11 protein-coding genes and 1 tRNA gene are annotated in these 11,256 nt (G+C 70.8%); 6 read left to right on the forward strand and 6 right to left on the reverse strand.

What is annotated here, in order from left to right:
* The first annotated feature begins 29 nt into the window (after window positions 1–29).
* From RMN98_RS01945 to RMN98_RS01960, 4 genes are read left to right on the forward strand one after another with little or no spacing between them, the layout of a single operon-like run.
* Window positions 30–1,058, forward strand: a complete 1,029-nt coding sequence (locus RMN98_RS01945; RefSeq protein WP_309647119.1) for an AraC family transcriptional regulator ligand-binding domain-containing protein — start codon at window positions 30–32, stop codon at window positions 1,056–1,058.
* A gap of 40 nt (window positions 1,059–1,098) precedes the next feature.
* Window positions 1,099–2,589, forward strand: coding sequence for an NAD(P)/FAD-dependent oxidoreductase (locus RMN98_RS01950; protein ID WP_309647120.1), 1,491 nt, complete (start codon window positions 1,099–1,101; stop codon window positions 2,587–2,589).
* Entirely contained in the window at window positions 2,586–3,563 is a 978-nt protein-coding gene (locus RMN98_RS01955) for an alpha/beta hydrolase (RefSeq protein ID WP_309647121.1), read from the forward strand. Before RMN98_RS01950 ends, RMN98_RS01955 begins: the two co-directional genes overlap by 4 nt.
* A gap of 26 nt (window positions 3,564–3,589) precedes the next feature.
* A complete protein-coding gene (locus tag RMN98_RS01960; RefSeq protein WP_309647122.1) occupies window positions 3,590–4,204 on the forward strand; it encodes a TetR/AcrR family transcriptional regulator in 615 nt (204 codons plus the stop codon).
* Between the two features lie 59 nt (window positions 4,205–4,263).
* Here the strand turns inward: RMN98_RS01960 and paaE are convergent, their stop codons facing one another.
* Genes paaE through paaA form a run of 5 tightly spaced genes read right to left on the reverse strand, consistent with a single transcriptional unit; the run spans window position 4,264 to window position 8,028 of the window.
* Window positions 4,264–5,322 carry a 1,2-phenylacetyl-CoA epoxidase subunit PaaE gene (gene paaE / locus RMN98_RS01965; protein ID WP_309647123.1) on the reverse strand — a complete coding sequence of 353 codons (1,059 nt, stop codon included), beginning with the start codon at window positions 5,320–5,322 and terminating at the stop codon, window positions 4,264–4,266.
* A 3-nt stretch (window positions 5,323–5,325) separates the two neighbouring features.
* Complete coding sequence (gene paaD, locus RMN98_RS01970; RefSeq protein ID WP_309647124.1) at window positions 5,326–5,841, reverse strand: 1,2-phenylacetyl-CoA epoxidase subunit PaaD; 516 nt, start codon at window positions 5,839–5,841, stop codon at window positions 5,326–5,328.
* Window positions 5,838–6,749, reverse strand: coding sequence for a 1,2-phenylacetyl-CoA epoxidase subunit PaaC (gene paaC, locus RMN98_RS01975; RefSeq protein ID WP_309647125.1), 912 nt, complete (start codon window positions 6,747–6,749; stop codon window positions 5,838–5,840). Before paaC ends, paaD begins: the two co-directional genes overlap by 4 nt.
* Complete coding sequence (paaB, locus tag RMN98_RS01980) at window positions 6,749–7,042, reverse strand: 1,2-phenylacetyl-CoA epoxidase subunit PaaB (RefSeq protein WP_309647126.1); 294 nt, start codon at window positions 7,040–7,042, stop codon at window positions 6,749–6,751. The genes paaC and paaB overlap by 1 nt, the downstream gene beginning before the upstream one ends.
* A complete protein-coding gene (gene paaA / locus RMN98_RS01985) occupies window positions 7,039–8,028 on the reverse strand; it encodes a 1,2-phenylacetyl-CoA epoxidase subunit PaaA (RefSeq protein WP_309647127.1) in 990 nt (329 codons plus the stop codon). The genes paaB and paaA overlap by 4 nt, the downstream gene beginning before the upstream one ends.
* A 188-nt stretch (window positions 8,029–8,216) precedes the next feature.
* Between paaA and RMN98_RS01990 the strand changes: the two genes are divergently transcribed.
* Window positions 8,217–9,599 (forward strand): NAD(P)/FAD-dependent oxidoreductase, encoded by a 1,383-nt coding sequence (locus RMN98_RS01990; protein WP_309647128.1) that lies wholly within the window; start codon window positions 8,217–8,219, stop codon window positions 9,597–9,599.
* Window positions 9,600–9,659: 60 nt separating this feature from the next.
* Here the strand turns inward: RMN98_RS01990 and RMN98_RS01995 are convergent.
* Window positions 9,660–9,732: transfer RNA gene (locus tag RMN98_RS01995), tRNA-Arg, on the reverse strand.
* A 280-nt stretch (window positions 9,733–10,012) separates the two neighbouring features.
* Here RMN98_RS01995 and RMN98_RS02000 point away from each other — a divergent pair.
* On the forward strand, window positions 10,013–11,256 hold a 1,244-nt coding region (locus tag RMN98_RS02000), incomplete at its 3' end, for a phosphoenolpyruvate carboxykinase domain-containing protein (RefSeq protein ID WP_309647129.1).

Genomic DNA, 11,256 nt, shown 5'->3' on the forward strand with positions numbered 1-11,256 from the left:
GAATTCCTCGGGTCTGAGACCCTGGTCGCATGCCGTTCATCCGCTCGGCGGGGCTGCGCGGGCTCCGCGCGACCATCACGGCCCTGAGGGGCGACGCCGACCACTACGCGCGCCTCGGCGGGCTCGATCCGGCGGCGCTCGACGCCGACGACATCCTGATGCCCGACGTCGCGGCCGCGACGACGCTCGAGCTCGCCGCCGCCGACCTCGACTGCCCCGACCTCGGGCTCCGGGTCGCCGGGCACCAGGACCTGTCGCTGCTGGGTCCGCTGGCGCTGGCGATCCAGAACGCCCCGACGGTCGCCGAGGCGCTGGAGTGCACCTCGCGCTACCTCTTCCTGCACGCGCCGGCGATGCGCCTGACCCTGGAGCCCGACCCGGACGGCGTCGACGGGGTCGCTGCCCTCCGCTACGACGTGACCGCTCCGGGCGTCGCCCCGCCGCCGCAGGGCACCGACCTGTGCCTCGGCTCCTTGCACCGCGCGATCCGCTCCCTGGTGGGCGACGACGACTACGACCTGCTCAGCGTCGACCTGCCGCACCCGCCGCTGGCGCCGCCCGCGACCTACGAGGCGTTCTTCGCAGCGCCCGTGCGCTTCGACCGGCCCAGCGCGCTGCTGCGCTTCCCGAGCCGCCTCAACGACGTGGCGCTGACCGGCAGCGACGAGCGGGTGCGCCAGCTCGCGCTCCAGCACCTGGCCGAGAGCTCGCCGGCCGAGGCCGCGCTGGTGGCGCCGACGGTGCGCAGCGCCGTCGACCAGCTGCTCGGCACCGGTGCACCCGAGATCGGCGCGGTCGCGCGGATGCTGAGCCTGCACCCGCGCACGCTCCAGCGGCGGCTCGCCGACGAGGGCACGTCGTTCGCGCTGATCCTCGACGAGGTGCGCTCCTCGGTCGCCCGACGCTACCTCGAGACGACCGACCTGCCGCTGTCGCAGGTGGCCGGCCTGATCGGCCTCTCCGAGCAGTCGGCGCTCACCCGGGCCTCGCGGCGGTGGTGGGGTCAGACACCGCGCGCCGTGCGACGTGTCGCGCAGAGTCAAAGAACTGTCGCGTGAGGTCAAGAACTCGACCCGGACGATCCGCGACACTGGAGGCATGAGCCTTCAGCAGAGCACCCCCCACCTCGACGTCGTCATCGTCGGCGCCGGGCTGTCCGGCGTGGGCGCGGCCTACCGCCTGCAGACCGAGCGCCCGGGCACGTCGTACGCCATCCTCGAGATGCGCGAGAGCCTGGGCGGGACCTGGGACCTCTTCCGCTACCCGGGCGTGCGGTCGGACTCCGACATGTACACGCTGGGCTACTCGTTCAAGCCCTGGTCGGGCGACAAGTCCCTGGCCGACGGCGCCTCGATCCTCGACTACATCCGCGAGACGGCGACCGACTTCGGCATCGACGAGCACATCACCTTCGCGACGAAGGTCGTGGCGGCCGACTTCGACACCACCGAGTCCCACTGGCGCCTGACGCTCGAGGACACCCGCTCCGGGGAGACCCGTGAGCTGACGTGCGGCTTCCTCTACTCCTGCGCCGGCTACTACGACTACGACGAGCCGCACGCGCCCACCTTCCCCGGCGCCGAGAACTTCGCCGGCGAGGTCGTGCACCCGCAGTTCTGGCCCGAGACCCTCGACTACAGCGGCAAGAGGGTCGTCGTGATCGGCTCCGGCGCGACCGCCGTGACGCTGGTCCCCTCCTTGCTCGAGGGCGAGGGCGCCGCGTCGCACGTGACGATGCTCCAGCGCACGCCCACCTGGATCAGCGCCGTGCCCAGCAAGGACGCCAAGGCCGCGCTCATCAAGGCGGTGCTGCCCGCCGGCCTGGCCCACCAGGTGGTCCGCGCCAAGAACATCGCGTTCGCCACGGCGGTCTACCAGTTCTGCAAGCGTCGCCCCGAGTCCGCGCGCAAGCTGCTGACCGGCATGAGCGCGAAGTTCCTCGGCGACGAGCAGATGGTCGCCGACCACTTCACCCCGACCTACAACCCCTGGGAGCAGCGCCTGTGCGCGATCCCCAGCGGCGACCTCTTCGTGGCGATCAAGAAGGGCTCGGCCGCCGTGGTGACCGACACCATCGAGCGCTTCGTGCCCGAGGGCATCCTGCTCACCTCGGGCGAGACGCTCGAGGCCGACATCATCGTCACGGCGACCGGCCTGCGCCTCAAGGCCTTCGGCGGCATCGAGCCGCACGTGGACGGCGAGCGCGTCGAGCTGTCGGAGCAGTACGTCTGGAACGGCGCCATGATCACCGGAGTCCCCAACTTCGCGATCTGCATCGGCTACACCAACGCCTCGTGGACGCTGCGCGCCGACCTCACCCACCGCCTCGTGACCAAGGTGCTCGGCTGGATGGCGAGCCAGGGTCACACCGCCGTGGTCGCCAGGCCCGACACCGAGCTCACCCCGCAGCCGCTGCTCGACCTCGCGTCGGGCTACGTCCAGCGCTCGATCGGCTCCTTCCCCCGCCAGGGCGACCGCCGCCCCTGGCAGGTCCGGCAGAACTACGTGCTCGACTCGATCACCACGCTGCGCACGCCGCTCGACAAGGCCCTGGTGCCGGTGAAGACACCCGAGCGGGTCGGCGCGTGAGCTGGCAGCCCGACGTCCTCGGTGACGGCTACGAGCAGCTCGCGCTCGACCTCGGCCCGGACCCCGACGGCGAGGGAGACGCGGCAGCCGTCCTCGTGCGTCGTACGACGAAGCCCGACGAGGCCGTCAAAGGCGCGGTGCTCTACGTGCACGGCTTCTCCGACTACTTCTTCCAGACCGAGCTCGCCGACTTCTTCGCCGAGCGGGGCCACGCGTTCTTCGGCCTCGACCTGCGCAAGTGCGGTCGCGCGCGTCGCGACGGCCAGACGGCCCACTACGCCGCCGACCTCGAGCACTACGACGCCGAGCTGGAGCAGTCGCTCGCGCTGATCTCCGCCGCGCACCCCGACGCTCCGGTCACCGTCGTCGCGCACTCCACCGGCGGACTGATCACACCCCTGTGGCTGGACCGTCGTCGCCGCGCGGGTCGCGTCGCGCCGGTGACCGGGCTGGTGCTCAACAGCCCGTGGTTCGACCTGCAGGGCAAGCCGGTCATGCGCGGGCCGTTCACCCAGGCGCTGCGCGTGCTCGCCCGGGTCCAGCCCTTCCGCGACCTCGACCTCTCCGACTCCGTCTACGGCCGGAGCCTGCACATCAGCGGGACCGGCGAGTGGGACTACGACGTGGCGCTCAAGCCGCTCGAGGGCTTCCCGGTCACGGTCGGCTGGCTCAACGCCGTACGACGAGGGCACGCCAGGCTGCACCAGGGCCTCGACGTCGGCGTCCCCTCGCTCGTGGTCCGCTCGGACAAGACCCACTACTCCCGCACGCACAGCGACGCCAGCGACCGCGCGGACACCGTCCTCGACGTGCGCCAGATCGCGCGCTGGGCCGGGTGCCTCGGCGGCCAGACCACCGTCGTACCGATCCCCGACGCGCGCCACGACGTCTTCCTGTCGCTCGCCGAGCCGCGGCGGCTCGCCTACGAGGCGGTCGACGCCTGGCTTGACGCGAGGACTCCCGTCGGTCGCTGACGACCATCGCGTGAGAGCCTTCGGGCATGACGGCGGACCCGCAGGTGCAGGCAGCCCGACGCGGTCGGCCGGGCTATGACCAGGAGACCGTGCTCCGCCGCGCGATCGACCTGTTCAACCAGCAGGGCTACGACGCGACCAGCATCGGTGACATCGCCCAGGACCTCGGTCTCACCAAGTCGGCGATCTACCACCACGTGCCGAGCAAGCAGCACCTGCTCTCGGCGGCGCTGGACGAGGCGCTCGGCGAGCTGACCGCTGCGATCGACGAGGCGACGGGCCCGCTCGCCGCCGGGTCCGCCGACGAGCGGCTGCGCGCCGTCGTGGAGCGGTCCGTGCGGATCCTCGTCGACCACCTGCCGGCGGTGACGCTGCTGCTGCGGGTGCGCGGCAACAGCGACGTGGAGCTGGCCGCGCTGAAGCGGCGACGCGTCCTGGACGAGAAGCTGGCCGCGCTCGTCTCCGCGGCCGTGGACGAGGGCGCCGTGCGCTCCGACATCGCGCCCGAGCTGATCAGCCGCCTGCTCTTCGGCCTCGTGAACTCGGTGGTCGAGTGGTATCGCCCCGACGGACCCGTCGACGTGGACACCCTCGCCCGCTCCATCACCGACATGGCCTTCGCAGGGCTCAGCTCGGGCTGAGGTCGCCCGGAGCCGGGTCGCGTCGTTCCCGGGGCGTTGCGTCGGACGTGCCCGCGACCCTAGGCGTCGAAGTCGACCGTGACCGCGTCGCTCACGGGGTGGGTCTGGCAGGTGAGCACGAAGCCGCGTGCGACCTCGTCGTCGTCGAGGGCGTAGTTGCGGCGCATGTCCACCTCGCCCGAGGGCACCAGGGCACGACAGGTGCCGCACACCCCGCCCTTGCAGGCGAAGGGGAGGTCGTGGCGGGTCGCCGCCGCGGCGTCGAGGATCGACCGGCTCCGCGGCATCGGCGCGGTGGTCGTGCGACCGTCGAGCACGATGGTCACCTCGCTGACCTCGCCCTCGACGACCGCGTCCTGCCGCACGAGCTCCGGCGGCGGCTCGTCGACGTAGAAGAGCTCGAAGTGCACGCGCTCGGCAGGGACACCGAGCTCGCCCAGCACCTGGCGGGCATCGGCGATCAGCCCGAAGGGCCCGCACAGCCACACGTGGTCGAGCGCGCCGACGGGCACCAGCGCGCCGAGCAGGCGGCGCAGACGGTCGGCGTCGAGACGTCCGGAGAACAGCTCGACGTCGCGCGGCTCCCGCGAGAGCACGTGGATCAGGTCGAGCCGGGCGCCGTGGCGGTTCTTGAGGTCGGCCAGCTCCTCGGCGAACATCACCGAGCCCGACGTCCGGTTGCCGTAGACGAGCGTGACCGTCGAGGTCGGGTCGGTGAGCACGGTCGACGCGATCGAGAGCATCGGGGTGATGCCCGAGCCGGCCGCGATGCACAGGTGTCGGCCGGTGGTGGTGGGGTCGGCCCGGAAGCTGCCGGTCGGCGTCTGCACCTCGACGACGTCGCCCACGGCGACCTCGCGGACCAGCCAGGACGAGAAGAGGCCGTCGGGGATCTCGCGCACACCCACCCGCGGGGCCGAGCCCGCGGGGGCGCAGATCGAGTAGGAGCGGCGGTGCTCCTGGCCGTCGATCATCCGTCGCAGCGTCAACGCCTGGCCGGCGGTGAAGTCGAAGTCGGCGACCAGCTCGTCGGGGACGGCGAAGGTGATGGCGGCCGCGTCGTCGGTGAGGTGCTCGACGGCGGAGACCGTGAGCTCGTGGAAGCTCGCTCGGGCCATGGCTCAGATCTCCTTCACGTGGTCGAACGGCTCGAGACAGCTCGAGCAGCGATACATCGCCTTGCAGGCCGTGGCGCCGAACTCCGAGGTGAGCCGGACGTCGGCAGAGCCGCAGCGCGGACACGTCAGCTCCCGCCTGGTGGGCAGGAGGCTGAGCGGCACCGGCCCGTCGTGGCATGGCGCCGGGCCCGGGGCGGAGATGCCGTGCTCGCGCAGCGCGCGGCGGCCCTCCTCGCTGATCCAGTCCGTCGACCAGGCCGGGGTCAGGCTCACCCGGACGTCGACGCGGTCGAAGCCGTGGTCCGCCAGCCGGTGGACCAGGTCGTCGCGCATGGTCGCCATGGCCGGGCACCCGGAGTACGTCGGCGTGATGGTCACCGTGAGCGTCTCGCCGTCCTGCGTGACGTCGCGGAGCACCCCCAGGTCGGCCAGGGTCAGCATCGGCATCTCGGGGTCGGTGACCTCGGCGGCCACGCGGCGCGCCAGCTCCAGGTCGGCCGTGCGGGACAGGGTGCTCACCACAGCCCCATCGGGTGGGCGCGGGCCACCACCTGCATCTCGGCGAGCAACCGACCCATGGCCTCGGTGTGGCGTCCGCCGCGGCCCATCTGCCCGTTGACGGCGCCGGTCGGCGCGACGTCCGGCCGCTCCACCCCGCTGGTGGAGAGGACCTGCTCGAGGACCACCCCGACCTCGTCGGCCAGCCCGGACGGGTCGACGCCGAAGCCCTGGTCGGCCGCGGCGGTCTCCACGGGGTGCGTGCGGAACAGCTCGTCGTACGACGGCCAGACGAGAGCGAGCCCGGCGAGCAGTCGGCGGCGCGACTCCTCGGTGCCGCGGGCGAGCGTGAGGAACCAGCGGCCGGCGTAGTCGCGGTGGTAGGTGACCTCCTTGACCCCCTTCGTGGCGATGGCGGCGAGCACGGGGTCGTTGCTGACGCGCAACCGCTGCAGCAGCGCCAGCCGGTAGGTCGAGAAGACCAGGAGCCGGGCGATCGTGACGGCGAAGTCACCGTTGTCGGGCTCGACGAGTCGCACGTTGCGGAAGCCCGCCTCGTCGCGGAAGAACGCCAGCGTGTCCTCGGGCGGGACGGGTGAGCCGTCGGGCAGCGTCGGCACCACGGCGGGGTCGGCGGCCGCGGCCCGGGCCAGCAGGAGGCGCGCCTGGCCGAGGAGGTCGAGCGCGATGTTGGCCAGCGCGATGTCGTCCTCGAGGTCGGGGGCGTTGCTGGTCCACTGGCTCAGCCGATGGCTGTAGATCAGGGCATCGTCACCCAGCATCAGGCAGTAGGTCGCCAGTGCGTGCTCGTCGACGCCCGCGGGGATCGTGGTGTCGACGCCTGCGAGCGGGTCTTCGAAGGACGTACCGAAGGCCCATCCCTCGGAGTCGCCGAGCAGGCCGTCGTAGACGCTGTCGTGGTCGCTCATCACATGTGGGGGACGTCGTCGGGGATGGAGTAGAACGTCGGGTGCCGGTAGACCTTGTCGCCGGCCGGCGCGAAGAGCGGGTCCTTCTCGTCGGGGCTGGACGCGGCGACCGCGTCGGCGCGCACCGCCCAGATGCTCACGCCCTCGTTGCGGCGGGTGTAGACGTCGCGGGCGTGACGCAGCGCCATCTCGTCGTCGGCGGCGTGCAACGAGCCGACGTGCACGTGGTTGAGCCCACGCTTGCCGCGCACGAAGATCTCGTAGAGCGGCCACTCGGCCTGGACCCCGCTCATCGCTCCCCCACGGTGGTCGAGGTGCGAGCGGAGCGAGCCTCGAAACCAGCGAACGCCGTGGCCGCCTCGCGCACCCAGGCTCCCTCGTCGTGGGCGCGCTTGCGGTGCGCGATGCGCTGCGCGTTGCAGGGCCCGCTGCCCTTGATCACCGCCATGAACTCGTCCCAGTCGGGCTGGCCGAAGTCGTGGTGGCCACGCTCCTCGTTCCACACCAGGTCAGGGTCGGGGAAGCTCACGCCCAGGGCCTTCGCCTGGGGCACGGACATGTCGACGAACTTCTGGCGCAGCTCGTCGTTGGTGTCGCGCTTGATCCCCCACGCCATCGACTGCTCGGTGTTGGGCGAGTCGGCGTCCGGGGGGCCGAACATCATCAGCGCCGGCCACCAGAAGCGGTCGACCGACTCCTGCACCATCGCGCGCTGCTCGTCGGTGCCGCGCATCATCGTGGCCAGCAGCTCGTAGCCCTGTCGCTGGTGGAAGGACTCCTCCTTGCAGACCCGGATCATCGCCCGGCCGTAAGGGCCGTAGGAGGTCCGGCACAGCGGCACCTGGTTGCAGATCGCAGCGCCGTCGACGAGCCAGCCGATCGTGCCGACGTCGGCGTAGGACAGCGTGGGGTAGTTGAAGATCGAGGAGTACTTCTGCGTGCCGTCGATCAGCTTCCGGGTCAGCTCGTCGCGGGAGACGCCGAGCGTCTCGCACGCGGAGTAGAGGTAGAGCCCGTGACCGGCCTCGTCCTGGACCTTCGCCAGCAGGATCGCCTTGCGCCGCAGGCTGGGCGCGCGGGTGATCCAGTTGCCCTCCGGCTGCATCCCGATGATCTCGGAGTGCGCGTGCTGGGCGATCTGGCGCACCAGCGTCGAGCGGTACTTCTCCGGCATCCAGTCGCGCGGCTCGATCCGCTCGTGACGCTCGATGACGGCGTCGAACGCCGCCTGGAGCTCGGTCTCGTCGTCGTACGTCGACGTCCGTGCCGTCGTCGTCATGTCCACCTCCGGAGCGGGCCACCGCCCATTTAGCGACCGATCGGTCAGTAACTACTCTGTCACGCGATCCCACTCCCTGTCACGAGCCGCGTCATGGACTGCGGAATGCGTCGTCAACGCGGCATCTCGCTACGATATAGATCGATCATCCCCATTCCCACCGTCCGATCCGTTAGTCCGGAGCACTCATGACCACCACTCCCCCGACCGAAGCCTCCCTCCCCGAGACGCTCGACGTCGACGTCGTCGTGGTCGGGGCCGGTCCCGCCGGGCTGATGGCAGCGCGCCGACTCGAGGGCGCGGGTCGCAGCGTCGCGGTGCTGGAGGCACGCGACCGCGTGGGCGGGCGCACCTGGAGCGACACGATCGACGGCGCCTTCCTCGAGATCGGCGGTCAGTGGGTCTCGCCCGACCAGACCGAGCTGCTGGGCCTGCTCGACGAGCTCGGCAAGCAGACCTACCCGCGCTACCGCGAGGGCCAGTCGATCTACCGCACCCCGGACGGCGAGGTGGTCCGCTACGACGGCATCGACCTGCCCGTGGGCGAGGCCACCGTGGCCGAGATGAACCGCCTCACCGCGCTGCTCGACGACCTCGCCGCCGACATCGGCTGCCACGAGCCCTGGGCGCATCCCCGCGCCGCCGAGCTCGACCGGATCTCCTTCCACCACTGGCTCCGCGAGGTGTCCAGCGAAGAGGAGGCCTGCGACAACATCGGCCTCTTCATCGCCGGCGGCATGCTCACCAAGCCCGCGCACGCCTTCTCGGCCCTGCAGGCAGTCCTCATGGCCGCCTCGGCCGGGTCCTTCAGCAACCTCCTCGACGACTCCTTCATCCTCGACCGGCGCATCGTCGGCGGCATGCAGTCGGTCTCGGAGGCGATGGCCGCCGACCTGCGCGTGGTCACCGGGAGCCCCGTGCGCACGATCCGCACGTCGGAGCACGGCGTGGTCGTCGAGTCCGACCTGGCCGTGGTCACCGCTCGGCACGTCGTCGTCGCCGTGCCGCCCAACCTCTACTCGCGCATCAGCTATGTCCCGCCCCTCCCCCGCCGCCAGCACCAGATGCACCAGCACCTCTCGCTGGGGCTGGTCATCAAGGTGCACGCCGTCTACGAGACACCGTTCTGGCGCGAGCAGGGCCTGTCGGGCACCTGCTTCGGCGCGACCTCGCTGGTCCAGGAGGTCTACGACAACACCAACCACGAGGACCCGCGCGGCACCCTGGTCGGATTCATCTCCGACGAGAAGGCCGACCACCTCTTCGAGCTCAGCACCGACGAGCGGCGCGCCGCCGTGCTCGGGTCGATCGCGGAGTACCTCGGAGAGCAGGCCCTCGCCCCGGTCGTCTACTACGAGTCCGACTGGGCCAGTGAGGAGTGGACCCGCGGCGCCTACGCCGCCAGCTTCGACCTCGGTGGGCTGTCGCGCTGGGGCAAGGACCAGACCGCGCCGGTCGGCCGCATCCACTGGGCCAGCTCCGACACGGCCTCCGAGGGCTACCAGCACGTCGACGGCGCGCTGCGTCGCGGACGGGCTGCGGCCGAGGAGATCCTGGGCGAGGACGCCTGAGGCTTGGACATGACGAAAGCCCCTGCCGAGCACCGCTCGGTCAGGGGCTTTCGTGCCTTGCGCGCCTGTAGGGATTCGAACCCCAAACCTTCTGATCCGTAGTCAGATGCTCTATCCGTTGAGCTACAGGCGCTCGTCGTAGGGCGTGCCGAACGACTGGATGACAATAGCCGACCTGCGCGGGGATGCTGAAATCGGTCGCCGTGAGCAGAGCGTGTGTGAGGTGGGACACGTGCCGTTGAACGATCCAATAGGACGCCATTAGCGCCACGAGTAGCCTCACCGCAACTTGTCGCCGCCAACGAAGCCGCGCGATGCAACCACAACTCCACGACACCTCCGTCGACACGCTCGACGGCGCGGACCACAGCCCCGGGGCTCTGGCCGTGAATGCGCGAGAGGGAACAGCAACGATGCCCAATGTCGAGGCCGCACTGGACGCAGCTGGGGTCACCAACCCCAAGGTCCGCGAATACGTCCACTACTACGCCGAGCTCACGGGCGCCGAGCGCGTCGAGGTGGTCAGCGCCGCCGATGACGCGCGCCTGATCCAGGAGGCACTCGAGGCCGGCGAGCTCGAGCCCGCCGGCGAGGGTCGCTACTACTCGCGCAGCTACCACAAGGACACCGCGCGCTCCGAGGAGCGCACGATCGTCGCGACGAGCAACCCCGAGGACAAGGGCGTCTACAACAACTGGCGCCCCGCCTCGGAGATGAAGCCGATGCTCGAGGACCGCATGCGCGGCGCCTCCGCCGGCAAGACGATGTACGTCATCCCCTACCTCATGGCACCTCCGGGCAACACGCTGTCGCCCTGGGCCGCCGGCGTCGAGCTCACCGACACCCGCACCGTGGTCCTGCACATGATCCGCATGGCCCGGGTCGGCATCGACTTCGTCAACGAGCTGGAGGACCCCGACAGCTTCGTGCGCGCCGTCCACGTGACCGGCGACCTGGAGAACCTCGGCCAGGGCACCCCCGACGACCAGCGCTACTTCGTGACCGTGGCCGACGAGCGCACGATCCTGCACTTCGGCTCGTCCTACGGCGGCAACGCGCTCCTGGGCAAGATCGCCCACGGCCTGCGCCAGGCGGCGTACGACGGCTGGGCCTCGAAGAAGTTCCTTGCCGAGCAGTACATGCTCATCGGGATCCACGACAAGGAGACCGGCAAGACCTACCACATCTGTGGCGGCTTCCCGAGTGCCTCCGGCAAGACCAACCTGGCCATGATGCTGGCCCCCGACGCCCTCGGCGAGCGCTACCACGTCTCCTTCTACGGCGACGACATCGCCTGGCTGTGGGTGGACGAGGAGGACGGCAAGCTCTACGGGATGAACCCGGAGTACGGCGTCTTCGGTGTCGCCAAGGACACCAACGAGGTCACCAACCCGACCGCGCTCCACTCGGTCGACGCGGGCACCGGCACGATCTTCACCAACATCGCCTACAACGCCCAGACCCACGAGGTCTGGTGGGAGGGCCGCACCGCCGAGCCGCCGGCCGACACCACGGGCTGGCTGGACTGGAAGGGCGCCCCGATCTCGGAGCGCGAGGAGGGCGACACCCTGCCCTGGGCGCACCCCAACAGCCGCTTCACCACGACGCTCGACAACGTCCCCAACATCGCGCCCGACTACAACGCCGCCAAGGGCGT

The sequence above is a fragment of the Nocardioides sp. genome, from assembly GCF_031397825.1.
Classification (GTDB): Bacteria; Actinomycetota; Actinomycetes; order Propionibacteriales; family Nocardioidaceae; genus Nocardioides.